Origin of the sequence: Pseudomonas sp. L7 (assembly GCF_046605565.1) — a bacterium.
Lineage (GTDB): Bacteria > Pseudomonadota > Gammaproteobacteria > Pseudomonadales > Pseudomonadaceae > Aquipseudomonas > Aquipseudomonas wayambapalatensis.
The window spans coordinates 5,253,212-5,279,244 of sequence record NZ_CP176784.1; the positions used below are offsets into that span (position 1 = coordinate 5,253,212).

Annotated in this window: 17 protein-coding genes; 4 read left to right on the top strand and 13 right to left on the bottom strand. The window is 63.9% G+C overall.

Annotated features, from left to right (window positions below; genetic code table 11):
• Positions 1–30: 30 nt before the first annotated feature.
• Both mscK and selO read left to right on the top strand, forming a co-directional pair.
• Complete coding sequence (mscK, locus tag ACK3BK_RS23985; RefSeq protein ID WP_411383452.1) at positions 31–3,339, top strand: mechanosensitive channel MscK; 3,309 nt, start codon at positions 31–33, stop codon at positions 3,337–3,339.
• 162 nt (positions 3,340–3,501) lie between these two features.
• Positions 3,502–4,962, top strand: coding sequence for a protein adenylyltransferase SelO (selO, locus tag ACK3BK_RS23990; RefSeq protein ID WP_411383453.1), 1,461 nt, complete (start codon positions 3,502–3,504; stop codon positions 4,960–4,962).
• A 192-nt stretch (positions 4,963–5,154) separates the two neighbouring features.
• Here selO and ACK3BK_RS23995 read toward each other — a convergent pair whose 3' ends face one another.
• Positions 5,155–5,928: a ParA family protein gene (locus ACK3BK_RS23995; RefSeq protein ID WP_054891199.1), complete on the bottom strand. Its 774-nt coding sequence runs from the start codon at positions 5,926–5,928 to the stop codon at positions 5,155–5,157.
• Between the two features lie 52 nt (positions 5,929–5,980).
• A complete protein-coding gene (locus tag ACK3BK_RS24000; protein ID WP_186721463.1) occupies positions 5,981–6,886 on the bottom strand; it encodes a LysR family transcriptional regulator in 906 nt (301 codons plus the stop codon).
• Positions 6,887–6,993: 107 nt separating this feature from the next.
• Between ACK3BK_RS24000 and ACK3BK_RS24005 the strand changes: the two genes are divergently transcribed.
• Positions 6,994–8,238: an MFS transporter gene (locus tag ACK3BK_RS24005; protein ID WP_411383454.1), complete on the top strand. Its 1,245-nt coding sequence runs from the start codon at positions 6,994–6,996 to the stop codon at positions 8,236–8,238.
• A gap of 48 nt (positions 8,239–8,286) precedes the next feature.
• On the opposite strand, the gene ACK3BK_RS24010 is transcribed toward ACK3BK_RS24005, so the two are convergent.
• The 11 genes from ACK3BK_RS24010 to pilM all read right to left on the bottom strand — a co-directional run bounded on the left by ACK3BK_RS24010 (position 8,287) and on the right by pilM (position 23,341).
• Positions 8,287–8,634, bottom strand: coding sequence for a YgiW/YdeI family stress tolerance OB fold protein (locus ACK3BK_RS24010; RefSeq protein WP_186665630.1), 348 nt, complete (start codon positions 8,632–8,634; stop codon positions 8,287–8,289).
• 117 nt (positions 8,635–8,751) lie between these two features.
• The gene (hemE, locus tag ACK3BK_RS24015) at positions 8,752–9,816 is read right to left on the bottom strand and encodes a uroporphyrinogen decarboxylase (protein WP_186665628.1); all 1,065 of its coding nucleotides are present in this window, start codon (positions 9,814–9,816) and stop codon (positions 8,752–8,754) included.
• Between the two features lie 195 nt (positions 9,817–10,011).
• Entirely contained in the window at positions 10,012–11,430 is a 1,419-nt protein-coding gene (locus ACK3BK_RS24020; protein WP_054891194.1) for an FAD-dependent oxidoreductase, read from the bottom strand.
• 123 nt (positions 11,431–11,553) lie between these two features.
• Positions 11,554–15,999 (bottom strand): glutamate synthase large subunit, encoded by a 4,446-nt coding sequence (gene gltB, locus ACK3BK_RS24025; RefSeq protein ID WP_186665625.1) that lies wholly within the window; start codon positions 15,997–15,999, stop codon positions 11,554–11,556.
• Positions 16,000–16,374: 375 nt separating this feature from the next.
• Complete coding sequence (locus tag ACK3BK_RS24030; protein WP_411383455.1) at positions 16,375–17,997, bottom strand: AAA family ATPase; 1,623 nt, start codon at positions 17,995–17,997, stop codon at positions 16,375–16,377.
• Positions 17,998–18,012: 15 nt separating this feature from the next.
• Complete coding sequence (aroB, locus tag ACK3BK_RS24035; RefSeq protein WP_186708690.1) at positions 18,013–19,110, bottom strand: 3-dehydroquinate synthase; 1,098 nt, start codon at positions 19,108–19,110, stop codon at positions 18,013–18,015.
• Positions 19,111–19,207: 97 nt separating this feature from the next.
• Positions 19,208–19,726, bottom strand: a complete 519-nt coding sequence (aroK, locus tag ACK3BK_RS24040) for a shikimate kinase AroK (protein WP_186665619.1) — start codon at positions 19,724–19,726, stop codon at positions 19,208–19,210.
• Positions 19,727–19,730: 4 nt separating this feature from the next.
• A complete protein-coding gene (locus ACK3BK_RS24045) occupies positions 19,731–20,969 on the bottom strand; it encodes a type IV pilus secretin PilQ (protein ID WP_411384514.1) in 1,239 nt (412 codons plus the stop codon).
• Entirely contained in the window at positions 20,923–21,933 is a 1,011-nt protein-coding gene (locus ACK3BK_RS24050; RefSeq protein ID WP_411383456.1) for a pilus assembly protein PilP, read from the bottom strand. Before ACK3BK_RS24050 ends, ACK3BK_RS24045 begins: the two co-directional genes overlap by 47 nt.
• Positions 21,934–21,935: 2 nt before the next feature.
• The gene (locus ACK3BK_RS24055) at positions 21,936–22,469 is read right to left on the bottom strand and encodes a PilN domain-containing protein (protein ID WP_186665617.1); all 534 of its coding nucleotides are present in this window, start codon (positions 22,467–22,469) and stop codon (positions 21,936–21,938) included.
• Positions 22,466–23,341 (bottom strand): type IV pilus biogenesis protein PilM, encoded by an 876-nt coding sequence (gene pilM, locus ACK3BK_RS24060; protein ID WP_411383457.1) that lies wholly within the window; start codon positions 23,339–23,341, stop codon positions 22,466–22,468. Before pilM ends, ACK3BK_RS24055 begins: the two co-directional genes overlap by 4 nt.
• A 173-nt stretch (positions 23,342–23,514) precedes the next feature.
• On the opposite strand from pilM, the gene ACK3BK_RS24065 reads away from it, so the two are divergent.
• Positions 23,515–25,965, top strand: a complete 2,451-nt coding sequence (locus tag ACK3BK_RS24065) for a penicillin-binding protein 1A (protein ID WP_411384515.1) — start codon at positions 23,515–23,517, stop codon at positions 25,963–25,965.
• The last annotated feature ends 68 nt before the right edge of the window (positions 25,966–26,033 follow it).

Consider the following 26,033-nt stretch of genomic DNA (forward strand, 5'->3'; position numbering starts at 1 on the left):
CGTTCGTGCCCTCTCGCAAGTAGTCTGCCTATGTCCCTGCGCGTGTATGTCCGCGCAGCCCTGCTGGGGCTGTGCCTTTCCCTGTCGTTCGCCGCCGTGGCGGCCGAGGTGCCGGCCGCTCCCGGCATCCAGAACAGCCTCGACAAGATTGCCGAGCGCAAGCTGCCGGAGCCCGAGCAGAAGGCGCTCCAGCAGGTGCTGGAGCAGACCCTCGCGTTGATCGCCAGCAAAGAGGATAGCGAGAAGAAACTCGCCGACCTCAAGCAGCAATTGGCCGGTGCCCCTCAGGAAACCCGCGACAGCCAGCGCGAACTGGCCAAGCTCAAGGACACCAAGGTCACGCCCGTGGCCCAGCGCTATGCCAGCCTCAGCGTGCCGCAGCTCGAGCAGATGCTCAGCGAACGCAGCACCCAGCAGGGCGAGCTGCAAAAGGCGCTGTCCGAAGCCAACAGCCTGATCATCAACTCCCAGACCCGCCCCGAACGTGCCCAGGCCGAGATCAGCAACAACCAGACCCGCGCCCAGCAGATCAACAACGCGCTGAAATCGGGCAAGGACAACGGCAAGGCGATTTCCGTCGACCAGCGCAACCAGCTCAACGCCGAACTGGCCTCGCTCAACGCCCTCACCCTGCTGCGCCGCCAGGAGCTGGCCGGCAACAGCCTGCTGCAGGATCTGGGCAACGCCCGCCACGACCTGCTGATCGAGCGTGCCACACGCCTTGAGCAAGAAATCCAGGACCTGCAGACACTGATCAACGAGAAACGCCTGGCACAGTCGCAACAGACCGTCACCCAGCAGTCGATCGAAGCGCAGAAGGCCGGCGGCAGCACCCTGCTGGCCAACGAGAGCGCCGCCAACCTCAAGCTCTCCGACTACCTGCTGCGCAGCACCGACCGCCTCAACGAACTCACCCAGCAGAACCTGCAGACCAAGCAGCAGCTCGACACACTGACCCAGGCCGACCAGGCGCTGGACGAGCAGATCAACGTACTCAAGGGCAGCCTGCTGCTGTCGAAGATCCTTTACAAGCAGAAGCAGGCGCTGCCGCACCTGAAGGTGGATCGCGACCTGGCCGACCAGATCGCCGATATCCGCCTGTACCAGTTCGAGGTCAACCAGCAGCGCGAGCAGATGAGCAGCCCGGTCAGCTATGTCGACAAGCTGCTGTCCACCCAGCCTGAGCAGGACGTCACCCCGCAACTGCGCAAGGCACTGCTGGAAGTCGCCATCACCCGCAGCGACCTGCTCGAGCGCCTGAACCGCGAACTGTCGGCACTGCTCAACGAATCCATCACCCTGCAGCTCAACCAGAAGCAGCTGCTGGGCACCGCGCAGAATCTGCGCACCACCCTCGATGAGCAGATGTTCTGGATCCCCAGCAACAAGCCGCTGGACTGGGACTGGCTGCGCTATGTGCCCGAGCGCTTCGCCGACCAGGTCGCCAGCCTGCCCTGGGGTTCGGGCATCAAGGAACTGGCCGACGGCCTGAGCCAGCGCCCACTGCTGTTCCTGCCGCTGTTGCTGGTGATCGGCGCGCTGCTGTGGAGGCGCAAGTACCTGTACCAGCGCCTGGGCAAGGTGCACCAGGATATCGGCCACTTCCGTCGCGACAGCCAGTGGCACACCCCCCAGGCGATCCTGATCAACATCCTCCTGGCCATGCCGGTAAGCCTGGGCCTGGCACTGTGCAGCTATGCCTTGCAGATCGACGCCCGCGGCCAGAACGCCAATCTCGGCGCCGCGCTGTGGCAACTGGCCCAGGCCTGGCTGGTGTTCTACACCGCCTACCGCGTGCTGGCCCCCGGAGGCGTGGCCGAGGTGCACTTCCGCTGGCACAAGCCGCAGGTCGAGTTCCTGCGCGGTTGGGTACGCAGGCTCGGCACGGTGGTGCTGGCCCTGGTGGGTGTGGTCGCGGTGGCCGAACACCAGCCTTCGGCGCTGGCCGACGACGTGCTGGGCATCGGCGTGGTGCTGGCCTGCTATGCGCTGATGGCCTGGCTGCTCAGCCGTCTGCTGCTGAGCAGCCCGGCACACCGTGACACATCGCTGTTCCGCAAGGCGGTCGGGGTAGCGTTCACCGCGCTGCCGATCGCGCTGTTCGTCGCGGTGTGCTTCGGCTACTACTACACCGCACTGAAACTCACCGACCGCCTGATCTACACCCTCTACCTGCTGCTGTTCTGGCTGGTGATCGAGGCGGCGTTCGTTCGCGGCCTGTCGGTGGCGGCGCGACGCCTGGCCTACCAGCGCGCGTTGAGCAAGCGCGCGGCCGCCAAGGAAGGCCTGGACGGCGAAGTCATCGTCGAGGAACCGACCCTGGACATCGAGCAGGTCAACCAGCAGTCCTTGCGCCTGATCCGCCTGGCCCTGCTCGGCGGCTTCATCGGTGGGTTGTACTGGGTATGGTCGGACCTGATCACCGTATTCTCCTACCTCAACAACGTCACCCTGTACGAATACGCCAGCGGCACCGGCGCAACGGCCAGCATGGTGCCGATCAGCCTCGGCGACCTGCTCGGTGCACTGGTCATCGCCGGCATCACCATTGCCCTGGCCAGCAACCTGCCGGGCCTGCTGGAAGTGCTGGTACTGTCGCGCCTGAGCCTGGCCCAGGGCAGTGCCTACGCGATCACCACGCTGCTGTCCTACGTGATCGTCGGCGTGGGCATCGTCAGCACCCTGGCCACCCTAGGGGTGAGCTGGGACAAGCTGCAATGGCTGGTCGCCGCCCTGTCTCTGGGCCTGGGCTTCGGTATGCAGGAGATCTTCGCCAACTTCATCTCCGGCATCATGATCCTGTTCGAGCGCCCGGTGCGGATCGGCGACACCATCACCATCGGCAACCTGTCCGGCACGGTGAGCAAGATCCGCATTCGCGCCACGACCATCACCGACTTCGACCGCAAGGACATCATTGTCCCCAACAAGACGTTCATCACTGGCCAGTTGATCAACTGGTCGCTGACCGACACCGTTACACGGGTGACGCTCAAGCTGGGCATCGACTACGGCTCCGACCTGGACCTGGTGCGCGAGCTGCTGCTCAAGGGCGCCCATGAAAACCCACGTGTGCTCAAGGACCCTGAGCCGATCGTGTATTTCCTGCAGTTCGGCGAAAGCTCGCTGGATCATGAGTTGCGCATGCACGTGCGCGACCTGGGCGACCGCAACCCGACGCTGGACGAGATCAACCGCTATATCAACCGTGAGTTCAAGGCCCACGACATCAAGATCTCGGTCCGCCAGGTGGAGGTGTTCCTGATGGACACCAAGGGCGGCAAGCAGCAGATGATCCCGCTGGAGCAACCGAAATCCGATGGCACTGCATCGGTCTGAGTGCACTCGAATACTTTATTCTGTGCAGAATCCCTGCGAGGGCTGCGCCCTCGTTCGCGGGCAAGCCCGCTCCTACAGAGACCGCGCATTACCTGTGGGAGCGGGCTTGCCCGCGAAGGGCCGCAAGGCGGCCCCGATGTCCAGACTTCAGGAGCCGGCCCCGTGAAAGCCCTCGACCAACTCACCTTCGACAACCGCTTCGCCCAACTCGGCGACACCTACTCCACCCAGGTGCTGCCCGAGCCGATTGCCGAGCCGCGCCTGGTGGTCGCCAGTGAATCGGCCATGGCCCTGCTCGACCTCGACCCAGCCCAGGCCGATGAGCCGGTGTTCGCCGAGCTGTTCAGCGGCCACAAGCTCTGGGAAGAAGCCGACCCACGGGCGATGGTCTATTCCGGCCATCAGTTCGGTTCGTACAACCCGCGCCTGGGGGACGGCCGCGGCCTGCTGCTGGGCGAGGTGCTGAACGATGCCGGCGAGCATTGGGACCTGCACCTCAAGGGCGCCGGCCAGACCCCGTACTCGCGCATGGGCGACGGCCGCGCGGTGCTGCGCTCCTCGATCCGCGAATTCCTTGCTTCAGAAGCACTGCACGCCCTGGGCATCCCCAGCAGCCGGGCGCTGTGCGTGGTGGGTTCGAGCACCCCGGTGTGGCGCGAGACCCGTGAAAGCGCGGCCATGCTGCTGCGACTGGCGCAGAGCCACGTGCGCTTCGGTCATTTCGAATACTTCTACTACACCCAGCAGCCCGAGCAGCAACGCGTGCTCATCGACCACGTGCTCGAACAGCACTACCCCGAGTGTCGCGACGCCGAGCAGCCCTACCTGGCGATGTTCCGCACCATCGTCGAGCGCAACGCCGAGCTGATCGCGCGCTGGCAGGCCTATGGTTTCTGCCACGGGGTGATGAACACCGACAACATGTCGATCCTGGGCATCACCTTCGATTTTGGCCCCTATGCCTTCCTCGACGACTTCGACGCCAACTTCATCTGCAACCACTCCGACGACCGCGGCCGCTACAGCTACGCCAACCAGGTGCCGATCGCCCACTGGAACCTGAGCGCCCTGGCCCAGGCCCTGACCACGGTGATCGAAGTGGATGCGCTCAAGGAAACCCTCGGGCTGTTCCTGCCGCTGTACCAGGCGCACTACCTGGACCTGATGCGCCGACGCCTGGGCCTGACCACCGCCGAAGACGGCGACATGGCCCTGGTCGAACGCCTGCTGCAACGCATGCAGAGTGGCGGCGTGGACTACACCCTGTTCTTCCGCCGGCTTGGCGAGCAACCTGTGGAACAGGCGCTGCAGGCGGTTCGCGACGACTTCATCGACCTCGCCGGCTTCGATGCCTGGGGCGCCGACTACCTGGCGCGCTGCCAGCGTGAGGCGGTTAACGCGGAGGGTCGGCGTGAGCGCATGCATGCAGTCAACCCGCTGTACATCCTGCGTAACTATCTCGCGCAGCGCGCCATCGAAGCGGCAGAGGGCGGGGACTACAGTGAAGTGCGACGGCTGCACCAGGTCCTGTGCAAGCCGTTCGATGAGCAACCCGGGATGCAAGCCTATGCCGAGCGGCCACCGGAGTGGGGCAAGCACCTGGAAATCAGCTGCTCTTCCTGAACTACGACTGACCTGGACTTGCCCCCAAGGGTTGGATTGGTGTCCAACTTCTTGGGGGCAATCCATCCCTGTGGGAGCGGCGGTTCGGCGCCCCGACTTGCCCGCGAACACCGGCAAAGCCGGTGCCATTCACCGCGCATCGGGGGCGTTTCCACTCCAGTCATTGCTGGAGTGGCTGCGCAGCCAAGGGATCTAAGCGTTTTCTTCGAGCAGCGAGTGCAGCTCGACAAACTGCTGTGTCAGCTTGTGCCGCGGCTCCAGGTGAATCAGCGGCAGGCTGGCGTGGTGGGATTCGCGCATCTTCACCGAGCTGCCCAGGTACACCGGCAGCACCGGCAGGCCCTCGGCGAGCAGCTCGTCGAGCATCTGCTGAGGCAGGCTGGCCCGTGACTGGAACTGGTTGACCACGATGCCCTCTACCTGGAGGTCTTCGTTGTGGTCGTCCTTGAGTTCCTCGATCTCGGCCAGCAGGCCGTACAGGGCCTGGCGCGAGAAGCTGTCGCAATCGAAGGGAATAAGCACACGATCTGCGGCGATCAACGCGGAAACCGCATAAAAATTCAACGCTGGCGGGGTGTCGATGTAGATCCGCTCGTAGTCTTCGTCCAGCTCATCGAGCAATTTGCGCAGCTTGTTGATCTTGTGCTTGGCCTCGAGCTTGGGCTGCAGGTCGGCCAGCTCGGCGGTGGCGGTGACCACGTGCAGGTTGTCGAAGGGCGTTTCGTAGATATCGACCTTGTTCTTCTTGCTGAACGGCCCGCTGGACAGGCTCTGCTTGAAGAAATCGGCAATACCCATGGGGATATCGTCACCCGTCAAACCGGTCAGGTACTGGGTCGAGTTGGCCTGGGCATCCAGGTCGATCAACAGGGTCCGGTAGCCTTCGTTGGCACTGACCGCCGCCAGGTTGCAGGCGATGCTCGACTTGCCCACGCCACCTTTCTGATTGAACACCACGCGCCGCATGACTGACCTCCGTGTATCAGGGAATGCCCGAGTATGTGTCCGGCGCGGCGGTTTAGCCAGCACCTTCGGGCTTTTCCAACCCCGCCAGCAGATCGACGAATGCCCTCGCCATCGCAGAGCCCGCGCCCTCGCGGCGCACCAGCCAGACCGCACTGCTCGCCTGCTCGTCGAGCAGCGTGCGGTACACCACGCCATCGATGCGGATGCGCTGGAACGACGCTGGCAGCACCGATACCCCGAGGCCCGCCGAGACCAAACCGATGATGGTCAGCGCCTCACCGGCTTCCTGGGCAAAATGCGGGCTGAAGCCAGCCTGGCGTGCCAGGTCCATCAATTGCGCATACAGACCGCTGCCGTAGCTGCGTGGGAAGAATACGAACGGCTCGTGAGCCAGGTCCCGCATATACAGGCCTTGCTCGCCGCCCAGCGCCAGCGGATGGGAGGCATTGAGCACCACGACCAGCGGCTCGCGAAACAACTCGGTGACCGCCAGCCCTTCCGGCACCGGCAGCGGACGCATCAGGCCGACCTCGATGGATTCGTCGAACACCGCGTCGACCACCTCACGGCTGCTCATCTCCTTGAGGTGCAGGTGCACCGCCGGGAAGCGCTGGCGGAAGGCGTGGATCGCCTGGGGAATCCTCGAGGTGAAGGGCGCCGACGAGGTGAAGCCAATCTTCATCTCGCCCAGTTCCCCCAACTGCGCACGACGCGCCACATCGGCCGCCTTGTCGACTTGCGCCAGCACCTGGCGTGCCTCCTCGAGAAACAGTCGTCCAGCCTCGCTCAGCTCGACTCGACGATTGGTGCGCTCGAACAGACGCGCCCCCAGCTCCTGTTCCAGCGCCTGTATCTGCTGGCTCAAGGGTGGCTGGGAGATGCCCAACTGTTGGGCTGCACGGCCGAAGTGCAGTTCTTCGGCGACGGCGATGAAGTAACGCAGATGACGCAGTTCCATGATCGGCTCCAAACAAGTCGCTAAAGCTATCAAATAGGTCGAACAATATATTGGATCTAATCATTAGCCAGCTATATGCTTTTTTCATTGCGCCAGAGGTATCACCCGTGAAAACTGCTGTAGCCCCCCTTCCTGCCGAACCCGAAGTGCCTCCCCTGAACGACTTGTGGATCGAAAAAGGCACCCCAGCCTTCATGAAAACCGTGCTGGCGCTGTTCAGCGGCGGGTTCGCCACGTTCGCCCTGCTCTACTGCGTGCAACCGATGATGCCGCTGCTGTCGCAGGAGTTCTCGATCAATGCTGCGCAGAGCAGCCTGGTGCTCTCGGTATCCACCGCCATGCTGGCGTTCGGTCTGCTGGTCACCGGGCCCATTTCCGATCGCATCGGGCGCAAGCCGGTGATGGTCTCGGCCCTGGTGTGCGCTGCCCTGGCGACACTGGCCAGCGCAGTGATGCCGACCTGGGAAGGCGTGCTCGCCACCCGCGCACTGGTCGGCCTGTCGCTGAGCGGCTTGGCGGCGGTGGCAATGACCTATCTGAGCGAGGAGATCCACCCGCAGCACATCGGCCTGGCCATGGGCCTGTACATCGGTGGCAATGCCATCGGCGGGATGAGCGGGCGGCTGATCACTGGGGTGCTGATCGACTTCGTAAGCTGGCACACCGCGATGCTGGTGATAGGCGGCCTGGCGCTGCTGGCCGCGGTGGTGTTCTGGAAGGTGCTGCCGGAATCACGCAACTTCCGCGCCCAGTCGCTGAAGCCACGCAATCTGCTCGACGGCTTCCTCATGCACTTCAAGGATGCCGGCCTGCCCTGGCTGTTCCTCGAAGCCTTCCTGCTGATGGGCGCCTTCGTCACTCTGTTCAACTACATCGGCTATCGCCTGCTGGCCGAGCCCTATCACATGAACCAGGCGCTGGTCGGCTTGCTGTCGGTGGTGTACCTGTCGGGCATCTACAGCTCGGCGCAGGTTGGCGCGCTGGCCGATCGGCTGGGGCGTCGCAGGGTGTTCTGGGCGAGCATCCTGGTGATGGCCGGTGGCATGCTGATGACTCTGTTCACCCCGTTGCCAGTGGTGATCGTCGGAATGCTGGTGTTCACCTTCGGCTTCTTCGGCGCCCATTCGGTGGCCAGCAGCTGGATCGGCCGACGCGCGCTCAAGGCCAAGGGGCAGGCGTCTTCGTTGTACCTGTTCTGCTATTACGCGGGATCGAGTGTCGCCGGGACGGCGGGCGGGATGTTCTGGCATTACGCCGGGTGGAATGGCATCGGCCTGTTCATCGGCAGTTTGCTGGCAGTGGCATTGCTGGTGGCGTTGCGCCTGAGCAAGTTGGCACCTAAGTCGGTGTGAGGCATTCGCGGCGGTTCGGGGCGCCGAACCGCCGCGAAGCAGCCTTCGTCAGTTGACGATCTCAACGATATCCACATCCACCTCACGGCTCATCAGGTGTTTCTCCACCTCGCCGGTCAGCTTGACCTTGGTCTTGTCGTTGAACGGCGTCGGCGGCAGGTCTTCGTTGTCGATTTCGACGGTGATGGTGCCGGTGTTGTCCTTGAACTCGTACTTGTCGTCGTTGTTGATCTTCTTGGTCACGTAGCCCTGCAGCACCACGGGAGTGTCGTCGGCGGCTTCCTTGGCGGCGGCGACAGTAGTCACCGCTTGGGCACCTGGGCCGGTGTAACTGGAAGCCAGGGCGGCGGTGCTGAACAGAGGGGCGAGGATGAGGGCGAGATAGCGAGCTTTCATGATGATCGGGTCCTGTTTGCGTTTTGATGGCACCAGATTACCGACGATCGCTGAATTCAAGCTTAATGAAGCAAAAAGCCCGGCACAGGGCCGGGCTTTTTGCCGAAGACGCCGATTCTACTGGTGATATTGCGCCGAGAACTCGTGCACGGCGTTGATGAACACACCGGCATGTTCCGGGTCCACCTCCGGCGTGATGCCATGACCCAGGTTGAACACATGGCCGCTGCCCTGCCCGTAGCTGGCCAGGATCCGCTGCACTTCGTTGCGGATCGCCTCAGGCTTGGCGTACAGCACGGTCGGGTCCATGTTGCCCTGCAGCGCGACCTTGTCGCCGACGCGACGACGGGCGTCGCCGATCTCGCAGGTCCAGTCCAGCCCCAGCGCGTCGGCACCGGCCTCGGCGATGCTTTCCAGCCACAGGCCGCCGTTCTTGGTGAACAGGATGACCGGCACCTTGCGCCCTTCATGCTCGCGAATCAGACCGCTGACGATCTTGCGCATGTAGGCAAGGGAGAACTCCTGATAGGCCGCTGCCGACAGCGCCCCGCCCCAGGTGTCGAAGATCTGCACGGCCTGGGCGCCGGCCTTGATCTGGCCGTTGAGGTAGCTGGTGACCGACTGCGCCAGCTTGTCGAGCAGCAGGTGCATGGCCTCGGGCTGGTCGTACAGCATCGCCTTGGTCTTGCGGAAGTCCTTCGACGAGCCGCCCTCGACCATGTAGGTCGCCAGGGTCCAGGGGCTGCCGGAGAAGCCGATCAGTGGCACGCGCCCGTTGAGCTCACGGCGGATGGTGCTGACCGCGTCCATCACATAGCCCAGATCCTTGTGCGGATCGGGGATCGGCAGCGCCTCGATATCGGCCAGGGTGCTGACGACCTTCTTGAAACGTGGACCTTCGCCCGTCTCGAAGTACAGGCCCTGGCCCATGGCATCGGGGATGGTGAGGATGTCGGAGAAGAGGATTGCGGCGTCGAGCGGGTAGCGGTCCAACGGCTGGAGCGTCACCTCACAGGCGAACTGCGGGTTCATGCACAGGCTCATGAAGTCGCCGGCATTGGCGCGGCTGGCGCGATACTCCGGCAGGTAGCGGCCCGCCTGGCGCATCATCCACACCGGGGTCACGTCTACGGGTTGCTTGAGCAGTGCACGCAGGAAACGATCGTTCTTCAGGGCAGTCATGTCGGCATCCAGCAAAAAAGTGCGGGCATTTTCTCAGACGCCAGCACAAAAGGCACGGCCAGGGCCATGCGTTTTGTCTATCGGGTGCCATGGATCAAGGTTTTTTGTATACAAAATGCATCGCGGGGCAAGCCTGCTCCTGCAAAGGGATGCGTGGTCCCTGCAGGAGCGGGCTTGCCCCGCGATAGCGATCGATCAGACTTCGAGGTAGTCCAGAATCCCTTCAGCAGCAGTACGCCCTTCGAAGATCGCCGTCACCACCAGGTCCGACCCGCGCACCATGTCGCCACCGGCAAAGACTTTCGGGTTGCTGGTCTGGTGCTTGAACTTGCCTTTCTCCGGAGCCACGACGCGGCCCTGGCTGTCCATCTGGATGCCATGCTGCTCGAACCACGGCGCCGGGCTCGGGCGGAAGCCGAAGGCGATCACCACGGCATCGGCCGGCAGGATCTCTTCGGAACCCGGGATCGGCTCGGGGCTGCGGCGGCCACGGGCGTCCGGCTCGCCGAGACGGGTTTCGACCACCTTGACGCCCTCCACCTTGTCCTCGCCGACAATGGCGATCGGCTGGCGGTTGTAGAGGAACTTCACGCCCTCTTCCTTGGCGTTCTTCACCTCTTTGCGCGAGCCAGGCATGTTGGCTTCGTCGCGACGATAAGCGCAGGTCACGGCCTTGGCGCCCTGGCGGATCGAGGTGCGGTTGCAGTCCATCGCGGTGTCGCCACCGCCGAGCACCACGACCTTCTTGCCCTGCATGTCGATGAAGTCTTCCGGCGACTTCTCGAAGCCCAGGTTGCGGTTGACGTTGGCGATCAGGAAGTCCAGGGCGTCGTGCACACCTGGCAGGTCTTCACCCGGGAAGCCACCCTTCATGTAGGTGTAGGTGCCCATGCCCATGAACACTGCATCGTACTCGGCGAGCAGCTGTTCCATGGTGATATCCTTGCCCACCTCGGTGTTCAGGCGGAACTCGATGCCCATGCCGGTGAAGACTTCGCGGCGATTGCTCAACACGGTCTTTTCCAGCTTGAACTCGGGGATGCCGAAGGTCAGCAGGCCACCGATCTCGGGGTTCTTGTCGAACACTACCGGCGTCACGCCAGCACGCACCAGCACGTCGGCACAGCCCAGGCCCGCGGGGCCGGCACCGATGATCGCAACGCGCTTGCCGGTCGGTTTGACCTTGGACATGTCCGGACGCCAGCCCATGGCGAAGGCGGTGTCGGTGATGTACTTCTCCACCGAGCCGATGGTCACTGCGCCGAACCCGTCGTTCAGGGTACAGGCACCCTCGCACAAACGGTCCTGCGGGCATACGCGGCCGCACACTTCCGGCAGGGTGTTGGTCTGGTGCGACAGCTCCGCCGCCGCCAGGATGTTGCCTTCGGACACCAGCTTCAACCAGTTGGGGATGAAGTTGTGTACCGGGCACTTCCACTCGCAATAGGGGTTGCCGCAGCCCAGGCAGCGGTGCGCCTGCTCCACGGACTGCTGCGGCTTGAAGGGTTCGTAGATCTCGACGAACTCCTTCTTGCGCTGGCGCAGCAGCTTTTTCTTCGGGTCCTTGCGGCCCACTTCGATGAACTGGAAGTCGTTGCTCAGACGTTCAGCCATTTTTCAAAACCTCTTAACAGCAGCTGCAAGCTACACGCTGCAAGCCGCAAGACGATCACTTAAGCCGGGCGAACCGCACGCTGCCTCTGCGTGCAGCTTGCAGCTCGCCACTTGCAGCTGCTCTTACTGCGGGTTGGCACGGGTGCTGGACAACAGTTGCTTCAGATTGGCCGCCTTCGGCTTGACCAGCCAGAAGCGCCGCACATAGTCGTCCAGGTTCTCGGAGAGCTCACGCCCCCACTCACTGCCGGTTTCTTCCACGTACTCGCCCAGGACCCGCGCCAGGTGGCTGCGGTAGGCCTCCATCGCCTCACCACTGATGCGCTGGATTTCCACCAGCTCGTGGTTGAGTTTGTCGACGAAGGTGTTGTCCATGTCGAGCACGTAGGCGAAGCCGCCCGTCATGCCAGAACCGAAGTTGTAACCGGTCTTGCCCAGAACGCAGACAAAGCCGCCGGTCATGTATTCACAGCAGTGATCACCGGTGCCCTCGACCACAGCGTGGGCGCCGGAGTTACGCACAGCGAAGCGCTCGCCCGCGGTACCGGCGGCGAACAGCTTGCCGCCCGTGGCGCCGTACAGGCAGGTGTTGCCGACGATGGCGCTGTGCTGGGTTTCGAACGGGCTGCCGGCAGGCGGCACGATGGTGACCTTGCCACCGGTCATGCCCTTGCCGACGTAGTCGTTGGCATCGCCTTCCAGGTGCAGGTTCAGGCCACCGGCGTTCCACACGCCGAAGCTCTGACCCGCCGTCCCCTTGAAGCGGAAGGTGATCGGGTTAGCCGCCATGCCCTGGTTGCCATGCAGGCGGGCGATCTCGCCGGAGATACGCGCACCGATGGAACGATCGCAGTTGCAGATGTCGAGGGCGAACTCGCCACCGGCCTGGTCGCGAATCGCCGGCAAGGCCATCTCGACCATCTTCTCGGCCAGTTCGCCCTTGTCGAACGGCGGGTTCTTGTCGACTTCGCAGAATTGCGGCTTGTCGGCCGGAATGTGCGAGCTGCCCAGCAGCGGCGTGAGGTCCAGGTGGTGCTGGCGCTCGGTGTCGCCCGGCAGCACTTCGAGCAGGTCGGTACGACCGATCAACTCGCCGAGGCTGCGCACGCCCAGCTTGGCCAGCCACTCACGGGTCTCTTCAGCGACGAAGGTGAAGAAGTTGATCACCATGTCGACAGTGCCGATGTAGTGGTCCTTGCGCAGCTTGTCGTTCTGCGTGGCGACACCCGTGGCGCAGTTGTTCAGGTGGCAGATGCGCAGGTATTTGCAGCCCAGGGCGATCATCGGCGCAGTGCCGAAACCGAAGCTTTCGGCACCGAGGATCGCGGCCTTGATCACGTCCAGGCCGGTCTTCAGACCGCCGTCGGTCTGTACCCGCACCTTGCCGCGCAGGTCGTTGCCACGCAGGGTCTGGTGGGTTTCGGCCAGGCCCAGCTCCCACGGGGCACCGGCGTACTTGATCGAGGTCAGCGGCGAGGCGCCGGTGCCACCGTCGTAGCCGGAGATGGTGATCAGGTCGGCATAGGCCTTGGCCACGCCGGCAGCGATCGTGCCGACACCAGCTTCGGCCACCAGCTTGACCGACACCAGCGCCTGCGGGTTGACCTGCTTGAGGTCGTAGATCAGCTGCGCCAGGTCTTCGATCGAATAGATGTCGTGGTGCGGTGGCGGCGAGATCAGGGTCACGCCCGGCACCGCATAGCGCAGCTTGGCGATCAGGCCGTTGACCTTGCCGCCAGGCAGCTGGCCGCCCTCGCCGGGCTTGGCGCCCTGGGCAACCTTGATCTGCAGGACCTCGGCGTTGACCAGGTATTCCGGGGTCACACCAAAGCGGCCAGTGGCCACCTGCTTGATCTTCGAGCTCTTGAGGGTGCCATAGCGGGCCGGGTCTTCGCCGCCCTCACCGGAGTTGGAGCGCGCGCCCAGGCGGTTCATCGCCTCGGCCAGCGCTTCGTGGGCTTCCGGCGACAGCGCACCCAGGGAGATACCGGCAGAGTCGAAGCGCTTGAGGATCGCCTCCAGCGGCTCGATCTGGTCCAGCGCCAGCGCCTGATCGGCAACCTTGACCTTGAGCAGGTCGCGGATCATCGATACCGGACGCTGATCGACCAGCGTGGTGTATTCCTTGAACTTGGCGTAGTCGCCCTGCTGCACTGCAGCCTGCAGGGTGTTGACCACGTCCGGGTTGTACGCGTGGTATTCACCGCCGTGGACGAACTTGAGCAAGCCGCCCTGCTGGATCGGCTTGCGCGCGCTCCAGGCTTCGGCGGCGAGCAGCTTCTGGTCGCTCTCCAGGTCTTCGAAACGCGCCCCCTTGATACGGCTGGACACGCCCTTGAAGCTCAGGCCGACCACTTCGTCCGACAGGCCGATGGCCTCGAAGAGTTGCGCGCCACGGTAGGAGGCGACGGTCGAGATGCCCATCTTCGACAGGATCTTCAACAGGCCCTTGGAGATGCCTTTGCGGTAGTACTTGAACACTTCATCCAGATCGCCCAGCACTTCGCCGGTGCGGATCAGGTCGGCCAACACCTCGTACGCCAGGTACGGATAGACAGCCGAGGCGCCGAAGCCCAGCAGCACGGCGAAGTGGTGCGGGTCACGGGCGGTGGCGGTTTCCACAAGGATGTTGCTGTCGCAGCGCAGGCCCTGCTCGGTCAGGCGGTGATGCACTGCACCAACGGCCAGCGAAGCGTGCACCGGCAGCTTGCCCGGCGCGATGAAACGGTCGCTCAGCACCAGTTGGGTCTTGCCGCTGCGCACCGCTTCTTCGGCCTGGTCGGCGATGTTGCGAATGGCCGCTTCAAGGCCGACATCCTGCTCGTAGTTGAGGTCGATCAGGTGACGGTCGAAGCCTTCGCGCTCCAGGCTCATCAGCGAGCGCCACTTGGCGGGCGAGATCACTGGCGAACTGAGGATCACTCGGGAGGCGTGCTCCGGGGACTCCTGGAAGATGTTGCGCTCGGCGCCCAGGCAGATTTCCAGGGACATCACGATCGCCTCGCGCAGCGGGTCGATCGGCGGGTTGGTCACCTGAGCAAACTGCTGGCGGAAGAAGTCGTACGGCGAACGCACGCGCTGCGAAAGCACGGCCATCGGCGTGTCGTCGCCCATCGAACCGACTGCTTCCTGGCCCTGCTCGCCGAGCGGGCGCAGCACCTGGTCACGCTCCTCGAAGGTGACCTGGAACATCTTCATGTATTGCTTGAGCTGGTCGGCATCGTAGCTGGCCACGCCCTGGTCGTCGGTCAGCGTCGCCTGGATGCGGGTGGCGTGCTGACGCAGCCAGCGCTTGTAGGGATGGCGCGACTTGAGACGGTTGTCGATGGCGTCGGTGTCGAGGATCTGACCGGTTTCGGTGTCCACGGCGAAGATCTGACCCGGGCCGACACGACCCTTGGCGATGACGTCCTCAGGCTTGTAGTTCCACACGCCGATTTCCGAGGCGAGGGTGATGTAGCCGTTCTTGGTGGTCACCCAGCGCGCCGGACGCAGGCCGTTGCGGTCGAGCAGGCACACGGCGTGGCGGCCTTCGGTCATGACGATGCCGGCCGGGCCGTCCCACGGCTCCATGTGCATGGAGTTGTATTCGTAGAAGGCGCGCAGGTCGGCGTCCATGGTCTCGACGTTCTGCCAGGCCGGTGGCACGAGCATGCGCACACCACGGAACAGGTCGATGCCGCCAGTGACCATCAGCTCGAGCATGTTGTCCATGCTGGAGGAGTCGGAGCCGACACGGTTGACCAGCGGACCGAGCTCTTCCAGATCGGGGATCAGGTCGTTGGCGAACTTGGTGCGACGGGCCATGGCCCAGTTGCGGTTGCCGGTGATGGTGTTGATCTCGCCGTTGTGGGCGAGGAAGCGGAATGGCTGTGCCAGCGGCCATTTCGGCAGGGTGTTGGTGGAGAAGCGCTGGTGGAAGACACAGATGGCGGTCTTCAGGCGCTCATCGCCCAGGTCCGGATAGAAGGCGGTGAGGTCCGCCGGCATCATCAGGCCTTTGTAGATGATGGTCTTGTGCGAGAAGCTGCAGATGTAGTGGTCGGCGTCGTGGGCGTTGGCCACGGACGAACGGCGACGGGCACTGAACAGCTTGATGGCGAATTCCTGGTCGGTCAGACCTTCACCGCCGATGAACACCTGCTCGATCTGCGGCAGACGTTCGAGGGCCAGGCGACCGAGCACGCTGGTGTCGATCGGCACTTTGCGCCAGCCGACCAGTTGCAGGCCGGCAGCGAGGATCTCGCGGTCCATGTTGGCGCGCGCAGCCTCGGCTTTCACAGGGTCCTGATTGAAGAACACCATGCCGACGGCGTACTGCTTGGGCAGTTCGACGGCAAAGTGCTCCTGGGCCACGGCACGCAGGAACTGATCGGGCTTCTGCATCAGCAGGCCACAACCGTCACCGGTCTTGCCATCTGCGTTGATCCCACCACGGTGGGTCATGCAGGTCAGGGCCTCGACGGCAGTTTGCAGAAGGTGGTGACTCGGCTCGCCCGTCATATGGGCGATCAGGCCAAAACCACAGTTATCCTTGAACTCTTCGGGATGGTACAGACCTGTTTTCATAGACACTTTCTCACCAGGTTCGCCTCTCAACCAAGGCAAATCTCTTTTTAGTACAACCACTTACCATCCACGCCGATCGAATGCCAGCTTTTTTGCGGTGGGTATAGGGAAACCATTGTTGCACAGCGACAGGGAGGCCCACAAATTTTCACGACGAATCGTTGAAAGTTTATGTCGCATTTTTGAATGTTTTTGCGTCATGCGCCGTGATAGCGGCTTGACTCGAGTCTGAAGCGTTTCAGCCGTGACTGCAACAGAAGGCTTGTGGCCGGCAGTCTGGGACAGAAAAGCCTGCCGCGCATCAGCACAGCAGGCTTTGTCGAGTCCGGGATTCGCTCAGCAACTGGGCGGCGGGGGTGGTGCCGCCCGGAAGGATCAGCGGGCCGTGGCCAGCTCTTGTTGAACGCTGCCGACGGTACGAGGCCAAGGTTTACCAGCCTGGACCTTCGCTGGCAAGTTCTTGATTGCCGCAGCTGCGGCATCGCGGCTGCCGAAGTTGCCGTAGGTCACCACGTACAGCGGCTTGCCCTGCAGGGTTTTCTTGAAGTAGCGATAGTCGCCACCCTGCTCCCTGACGAACGATTGGGCAGCGGATTCATTGCTGGTACCGAACACCTGAACCACATAGTTGCCCGGCTTCTGGCCGCTGTACCAGCCGCTGTTGCCTGCGCCTCCGGCGGCGGGTTTCTCGGCAGGCTTGGCTGCGGGCTTGGCGCTGGCCACCTGGGTCGGAGCCGGCGCTGGCTTGGCAGCAGGCGCAACCGGTTTTGCCGGCTGGGTTGCGACAGGTTTCTGTGCAGGCGCAACCGGCTGGGCAGGCACGCTGGCTACTGGCTGGGCTGGAGCAGGTGCAGGGCCAGCAGCGACACCTTGGGGCGGCGCAGTGGTGGTGACGGTGGGAGGAACGGCAGCCGAAGGCGCTGAAGGCTGCAGTGCAGTATTACCGGCAGGGCCTGCCTCGTCACCATCGCCCATGCCTGCGGCCTGGGCCAGCGGCTCACGCATGACCGGCTGCGACTGCCCCACCAGCGGCAGCGGCATGGGCTGCGACGAACCGGAGAATTCGACGGTCGGGCCGCCATTGCCCGACTGCCCCAGTGGCAACTGGGCCTGGGCAGCAGGCGCGTCGGTCGGCGCCTTGTCGCCTTTCTTGGGCATCAGGACCGCGGCAGCGACAGCGACCACAACGACAGCGGACAGCGCGAGCACATGTTTCTTAGGCATTTTGAACCCCATGGATGGTCGCTTTTCCGTACTGCGGGTAGCGATCATGGCTTCGATCAAGGTATCGCGGGCAACCTGGTTGATGTTTCCTGGCCAGCCGTCGGAGTTTTCGTGGATATCGGCGATCTGTTCGGCGCTGAACACCTCAAGGCCCCGGCCAGCACCTTCCAGACGCTGCTCCAGATACTCCCGAGTCTCTTCTTCGCTGTAGGGGGCAAGCTCGATGATGTGGAAGCGTTCTTCCTCGACACTGAGTTCGTCCAACCCGGCAATCAGCGAAGGCTCACCGAACAGGAACACATGCGGGCGCCCTTCCGGAACGCCTGCCGCCAGCTCCAGCAACGCTTGGAGTGCCGACTCGTCGAGTTGTTCCGCATCGTCCACCAGCAGATAGACTTCCTGCCCGGTCAGAGCCAACTGGACGACCTGGGACAGGATCGCCTGCACTTCCGGCTGCGCGACGTTCAGCGCCTGGGCTACCTGGCCCAGCACGCTGGCAGCATCGCTTGCGCCGCGCGCAGAAACGACCACGCTCTGCACCGACTGCTTGTTGGTGCTGGCCACCAGAGCCTGGCGCAGCAGGGTCTTGCCGCTGCCCAACGGGCCGGTCACCACCAGCATCAGGTGGCTGTAACGCGCCAGGTGATGCAGTTGGCCCAGCACCGGCTTGCGCTGGGCAGGGAAGAACTTGAACCCGGGCACCCGAGGTGCGAACGGATCGTGACTCAACTGGTAGTGATCGAGGAACGCCTCATCGGCATGCAAACTGGTCATCGCGCTGTCACAACCTCAAAGCTGCGCCACGATCGCGCGGTAATCCGCTGCAAGCGTGGCCTGAAGAATCTCTTTCGGATAGTCGTCGGTGATCACGGCCTCGCCCATCTGGCGCAACAGCACCAGGCGCAGGCGTCCGTCGAGCACCTTCTTGTCGACCGCCATATGTTCCATGAAATGCGCCGGGGTCATTTCCTGTGGGGGCACCACCGGCAAGCCTGCATCCTGCAGCAGGCGAATTCCGCGATCACGCGCCGACTGGTCGATCCAGCCCAGGCGCATGGACATCTCCAGGGCCATGACGGTCCCGGCAGCGACGGCCTCGCCATGCAACCATACCCCGTAACCCATGTGGGTTTCGATGGCATGGCCGAAGGTATGGCCGAGGTTCAGGGTGGCACGCACACCGGACTCACGCTCGTCGGCGCCCACCACCGCCGCCTTCGCCGCACAGGAGCGGCGGATGGCTTCGGTCAGCGCCACGGAATCGAGCTTGCGCAGCGCCGCCATGTTGTCTTCCAGCCAGCCGAGGAATGGCTCGTCGCAGATCAGGCCGTACTTGATCACTTCAGCGAGACCTGCCGACAGCTCGCGGGGTGGCAGGGTACGCAGGCTGGTGGTGTCGATCAGCACCGCGTTGGGCTGATAGAAGGCACCGACCATGTTCTTGCCCAGCGGGTGGTTGATGCCGGTCTTGCCACCAACGGACGAATCCACCTGGGACAGCAGCGTGGTCGGCACCTGGATGAAGTCGACACCTCGCTGGTAACAGGCCGCGGCAAATCCAGCCATGTCGCCGATCACTCCGCCGCCCAGCGCGACCACAGTGGTGCGCCGATCATGGCGGGCCGTGAGCAGGGCATCGAAAATCAGCTGAAGGGTTTCCCAGTTCTTGTGGGCTTCGCCGTCAGGCAGCACCACTGGTAGCACCGACCAGGCGCCGAGCGTCTTGCTCAGCCGCTCGAGATACAGGGGCGCGACGGTTTCGTTGGAGACGATGGCGACCTGCCGTCCGGCAATGTGCGGCGCCAGCAGCTCGGGCTGGTCCAGCAGGCCCTCGCCAATGTAGATCGGATAGCTACGTTCGCCCAGATCGACCTTCAATGTCTGCATGTATCCCCACAATATGCTTTGGCGCGGCCTTGCCTGAGCGGCCAGCGCGGTAACGTTCAACGTCGCCCCGGCGTTGGTCGCCGAGGATAGTCCCGGCTCAGCGGGGCGGCAACTGCTGCAAACGCTCGAGAATATCGAGCACGACCATGCGCGGTGGCCGTTCGTCGGTTTCCACCACGAGGTCGGCGATCTCGCGATAGAGCGGGTCGCGGGTTTCCAGCAATGCACGAAGCGTGGCTTCCGGGTTGGCGGTCCGCAGCAGTGGGCGGTTGCGATCACGCGCAGTGCGGCCAACCTGCTGTTCCACCGAAGCATGCAGGTAGATGACACGCCCGCCCTTGTACAACGCCTGGCGATTGGCTTCGCGCATCACCGCGCCGCCACCGGTTGCGACAACCACGCCGTCGAGCTCGCAGAGCTCGGCAATCATCGCCTGCTCACGATCACGGAAGCCCGGCTCGCCTTCCTTGTCGAAGATCCACGGGATGTTGGCGCCGGTTCGCAGCTCGATTTCCTTGTCGGAATCCTTGAACAGCAGGCGCAGCTCTTTGGCCAAAAGGCGCCCGATGGTGCTCTTACCGGCGCCCATGGGCCCTACAAGTATCAAATTTCGCACAGAATCAACGACTCACAGCTATCGCCCGGTCACCCATGATACGCGGAGTCAGGAAGACCAGCAGCTCAGATTTTTTCTCTTGTAATGCATCGCGTCGAAACAGCCGTCCAACATACGGCAGATCGCCAAGAAATGGCACCTTGTCCACCACATTGTTATGCGACGTCGAGTACACGCCACCAATCACAATCGTCTCGCCATCGGCCACTCGCACCTTGGCGTTGACCTCGTTCTTGCGGATCGGCGGCACATCGTTGAGGGCATTGAGGTAGTCCGGCTCGTCCTTGGTCACCCGCACCGCCATGATGACCTTGCCATCCGGGGTGATCTGCGGCGTGACCTCCAGTGACAGCGATGCCTCGCGGAATGCCACCGAGGTTGCACCGCTCTTGCTCGACTGCTGGTACGGCACTTCGGTGCCCTTGAGGATCCGCGCGGTTTCCTTGTCGGCAGTGACCACCTTGGGCTGGGAGATGATCTCGCCATTGCCGCTTTTCTCCATGGCACTGAGCTCCAGGTCAAGCAGCACATCGCCACGCACCAGCCCCACTCCCACGCCAAAGGTCGCCCCCTGCGCGCCGAGATCGACAAACAGCTCACCGGCGGGCCGCCCTGGCATACCACCCAGCCCTGCTCCCCAGCGAATCCCGAGCACGTTCTCATAATCGACGTTGGCCTCGACGATCCGGGCCTCGATCATTACCTGGCGCACCGGCACATCCAGGTGCGCCACCAGTTGCCGCAACTCGGCCAGGCGCGCGGCAGACTGGGTGGCGATCAGGGTGTTGGTCCGCGAGTCCACGCTCAAGCTGCCGCGCCCTGCTGCGGGGTCGTCATCCGCCAGGCTCTCCAGCAACAGTTTCGCCAGGTCGGACGCATCGGCGTGATGGATCGGCAGCAACTCCCGACGCAGCGGCTGCAACTGCGCCTCGAGTGCCTGGTCGATGCGCGCCTCGCGCGACTGCTCGGCGAGCTCGGCAGCGGGCGCGACCAATAGCACGTTGCCCTCCTCGCGCCTGGCCAGCCCCCGGCTGCGCAACACCAGGTCCAGCGCCTGGTCCCAAGGCACCTCGTGCAGCCGCAGGGTGACATTGCCCCGCACCGTGTCACTGGCAACCAGGTTGATGCCGGCATAATCGGCTAGCACCTGCAGTACCGCACGGACCTCGACGTCCTGGAAGTTCAGCGAAAGCGGCTCACCTTTGTACAGGGGCTCCGCCATTGCCCGTAGCGCCAGCAGCATCGCCATGATGCCGATCAACAGTCTCTTCACGTTCGCTCCTTGCGCCTGTGCGCCTGCTTAACGTCAGGTAGCTCGAATGCTGTTGCCACTCGCCACCATTGAACAGCCGCTCGCTGATCTCGACCTGATCCTGGTCGACCTGTATCACTTCACCCTCTTCACGGCCCAGGCGGTCCCCCTTGGCAACCCGGTAAACACGCCCGGCCCAGCGCACCAGCGCCTGGGTTTGCCCTGCGCGGGACAGGCTGCCAACCATCTCCAACTGCTCCAGTGGCACCCCCGCCAACCCCTCCGCATGCCGACGCGACGACCAGGGTGCAAACGGGTCCAGCTCCGGCGCCCGACCGATCGGACCCGCGGGCTCATCGGCCAGCGAAGCGGGCACCGGCAGCGTCTCGCCGGCATGAAATGCCTGCACTGACACTTGAAGCTGCAATAGCCCCGGCCGGTCTGCTGCAGGCTCCAGTTGCAAACGGGTCACCTGCAGCAGGCGCAACTGCCCCAGCCACTCGCCCAGCCAGGGACGCAGGGCGGCATAGCGCCCACTCACCTGCATCTGCAAGGGCACCTGGCGGTAACCCTGCGCCTCGACGCCCTCTTCCACGTCGAGGCGCTCGAAAACCAGGCCGTAGGTGCGCCCCGAAACCGCCAACTGGTCGAGCAGATCGCTCATGCTCTCGCCACCCGACAATCGCCAGCGCGCATCCCGCAGCCGCTTCTCCTCGCTGGCCAGCGCCGCCTCGGCGTCATCCAGCGCCAGGACCTGTTGCTCCCGCGCCTGCAACAGCCGCCGCTGCTCGACTTCACTCGCCACGCCTTGACGGTAGGCTGCGCGCACCTCCTGCAGACGAAGCTGATAGCCGCAGGCCAGTACCAGCAACACACCAGCGGCCACGACCGCGCCCCTGTACATACGCGAGCGCCCGGCCATCTCGTGCCAGCCCAGCACCTCTGCAATGCGCATGCTCAGGAGGCCACCACCCGGGCAACGAGTAAAAATGCGTCGCCACCCGCGCGCGCGATGACGTGCTTGAGCTCAAGGTCCAGGAGTACAGGCGAGCGCTGCAGGTCGCGCATGAACTGGGCCAGCACAGCAGCAGAAACCGCCAGGCCATTGACCTGCAGACGATCGCCCTGCACGTCCAGGCGGGTCAGTTGCATCCCTTGCGGCATCGCCAGCTCGATCTCGATCAACAGCTGCGGCACGCCGTGCTGCGACGAGCGCAGCCCACCCAGCGCATCGACCTGACTACGCAGGCCCGCGTGCGCCTCGCGCAGTTGCTCGAGACGTGCCACTTGCCCATCCAGCCACTGCAACTGCTGCTGACGCTGCACACCGGCAGCGGCTTGCTGCTTCAGGCGCAGATGGGCGAACCGATCGACCAGCATGACCACGACAAAAGCTGCGAACAGACTGCCCAGAAACACCAGCTGGAAGTTGCGCAGCGCCACCAGACGCTGGCGCTCACGCCAGGGCAGCAGATTCAGGCGCAGGTTCATTGCGCACCTCCCAGGGCGAGGCTGAGGGGCAGGACCAGGGCACTGCAGTGGTCTGGCAGCGAACCCGCGTGGACACCCTGCGGGCAAACCTGCTCACAGGGGAACCCGAAATGCCGCGCCAGCGACCGCACGCAAGCGTCCGTCGCCGCGCCGCCGCCCACCATCAACCCGCCGGTCAGCTCGAAGGGGCGATCCCCCTCCAGCAAGCCCTCGAGACGCGCCAGAAATTCTGTCGTCCCTACGCCAGGCTCGATCCTCTGCGCCTTGCGCCAAGGCAGGGGGCCATCGGGCCAGCCATGCAGGGTCAGGCTGTCGGCCTCGACCTGCAGCAGTGGCCGACAGTACTCGACGGCCTGCAAACGACGCAGCGCCAAGCCGTCCAGCTCGACGACAACCACCTCCAGGCCTGCCGCCTCGAATGGCTGCAACAGAGGCTCCAGGAAGCTCTGGCGAGCGGCCCCGACCAGTACATCGAGCATGTCCGGTGCCTGCTGCGAAGTACCAAGCACCTGAAAGTCCAGGGCCAGATCGTCAATCGGGAACGGGAAAAGCCGCTCGGCATCAGCCAGCAGACGCGCCTCTCGTTCGGACTCCGCCAGCGCGGCGGGCAACTGGCCCACCTTGCAGATCACCTGCGAGCCGGGCACGGCCAGCGCAACCCGTCTAGACCGGCTACCACAACGATGCCACGCCTGACGCAGGGCCATCGCCTGCACTTCGGTATCGACACCGCCCCGCTGGATCGGCTCGACCGCCCAGGCAGTCAGCTCATGGCGCCCTCGTCGCCGCTGTAATTCAACAATCCTCACCGAATCGGAGGCAATTTCCACCCCCAATACTGAACCGGCATCCCTGCCAAAGCGTCCAAGCATCGCTGCTCCTTTTCATGATCGTGGCAAACCCTTGCCATCCGGGGCGATTGCGCCCCTTGCCCCGACCGACCGATGACCCGGCGGGGCGAAAATGCTTATAATGCCCAGCGTTTTTCCCCGGCCGCCGGGCCTGCGTGCACTCCACTTCTCAACCTGGACACCCAAAAGCCTTGATACGCCTGCTGAAGTTCTTCTGGTGGTCTTTCGTCGCCGTCATCTGCGCGCTCGTGCTCGGTCTGAGTGGTGCGTTTCTGTATCTTAGTCCCAGCCTGCCTTCGGTCGACTCGCTCAGAAGCATCCAGTTGCAGATCCCCCTGAGGGTGTACAGCAGCGACGGCAAACTGATTGCCGAGTTTGGCGAAATGCGCCGCTCGCCGATCCGTTTTGCGGAAATTCCCCCACAGTTCATCCAGGCGCTTCTGTCAGCCGAAGACGACAATTTCCTCAATCACTACGGGGTCGATCCGAGCAGCCTGATGCGCGCCGCGACCCAGTTGGTGAAATCCGGTCATATCCAGACCGGCGGCAGCACCATCACCATGCAGGTGGCGAAGAACTTCTTCCTCACCAGCGAGCGCAGCTTCTCGCGCAAGACCAACGAGATCCTCCTGGCGCTGCAGATCGAACGCGAGCTGACCAAGGACGAAATCCTCGAGCTGTACGTCAACAAGATCTACCTGGGCAACCGCGCCTACGGTATCGACGCCGCCGCGCAGGTGTACTACGGCAAGTCGATCCGCGATGTCAGCCTGGCGCAGATGGCGATGATCGCCGGCCTGCCGAAAGCCCCTTCGCGCTTCAACCCGCTGGCCAACCCGGTGCGCGCCAAGGAGCGCCGCGACTGGATCCTCGGCCGCATGTACAAACTCGGCAAGATCGATGAGGCCAGCTACCAGGCCGCCCTCGCCGAGCCGCTGAACGCCAGCTATCACGTACCGACACCTGAGGTGAATGCGCCGTTCGTCGCCGAAATGGCCCGCGCCGAGATGGTCGGCCGCTACGGCAGCGATGCCTATACCGAAGGTTTCCGGGTCACCACGACCGTGCCCAGCGACACGCAGGAAATCGCCAACAAGGCAGTCCTCAACGGCCTCTCCCAATACGACGAGCGCCACGGCTACCGTGGTCCCGAAGCGCGCTTCCCGGGCAAGACCCGCGCCGCCTGGCAGCAGGAACTGGGCAAGCAACGCACCCTCGGCGGCCTGGAACCGGCCATCGTCACCCAGGTGGACAAGACCGGCCTGAAAGTCATGACCCGCGGTGGCCAGGACGAAGACGTGGCCTGGGACACCATGAAGTGGGCCCGTCCGTTCATCAACAGCAATGCCCAGGGTCGCACGCCTCAGTCGCCGGCCGACGTCGCGCAGATCGGCGACCTGGTGCGCCTGCAACGCCTGGACGACGGCAAGCTCAAGTTCAGCCAGGTGCCGGGCGCCCAGAGCGCACTGGTCACGCTTGACCCGAACAACGGTGCAATCCGCGCCCTGGTCGGTGGATTCTCGTTCGAGCAGAGCAACTACAACCGCGCCATGCAGGCCAAGCGCCAGCCAGGCTCCAGCTTCAAGCCCTTCGTCTATAGCGCTGCGCTGGACAACGGCTACACCGCCGCCAGCCTGGTCAACGACGCACCGATCGTGTTCGTCGACGAATACCTCGACAAGGTCTGGCGTCCGAAGAACGACACCAACACCTTCCTCGGCCCGATTCGCATGCGCGAGGCGCTGTACAAGTCGCGTAACCTGGTCTCGATCCGCCTGCTCCAGGCGATGGGGGTCGACCGCACCATCGACTACATTGCCAAGTTCGGCTTCAACAAGCAGGACCTGCCGCGCAACCTGTCGCTGGCATTGGGTACCGCAACGCTCACCCCGATGGAGATCGCCACCGGCTGGAGCACCTTTGCCAACGGCGGCTACAAGATCAACCCATACCTGATCGAGCGCGTCGAAAGCCGCAACGGCGAAACCCTGTTCACCGCCAACCCGGCACGCGTCCCCCAGGGCAACCAGGACCAGGCCGGCATCGCCGCGCCCGAAGAGCCGATCACCACGCTCCCACAACCGGGCACCGCGCCTTCGGCACTGGGCCAGATCGCCCCGCCACCGCAAACGCCGGCCATCGCCGAGCGTATCGTCGATGGCCGTACCACCTACATCCTGACCAGCATGCTGCAGGATGTGATCAAGCGTGGTACGGGCCGTCGCGCCCTGGCCCTGGGCCGCAGCGACATCGCGGGCAAGACCGGTACGACCAACGAATCCAAGGACGCCTGGTTCTCCGGCTACAACGCCGACTACGTGACCACGGTCTGGGTCGGTTTCGACCAGCCTGAGACCCTTGGTCGCCGGGAATATGGCGGCACCGTTGCACTGCCGATCTGGATGGACTTCATGGGCCCGGCACTCAAGGGTAAGCCTGAACACGCACCGGCAGAGCCTGAGGGCATCCTCAGCCTGCGCGTGGATCCGGTCAGCGGTCGCGCGGCGACGCCAAGCACGCCGAACGCCTACTTCGAGCTGTTCAAGGCCGAGGATTCCCCACCGTCGGTGGATGAGCTGGGCAACGGTGCAGCACCGGGCAGCCCGCTGCCGGCCGATGAAGCGGCGCCGATGGATCTGTTCTGAGTGGTGATGTGAACCTGTAGCAGCGGCCTTGTGCCGCTTCTACAGGTGGAGCGGCCATCTGTAGAACA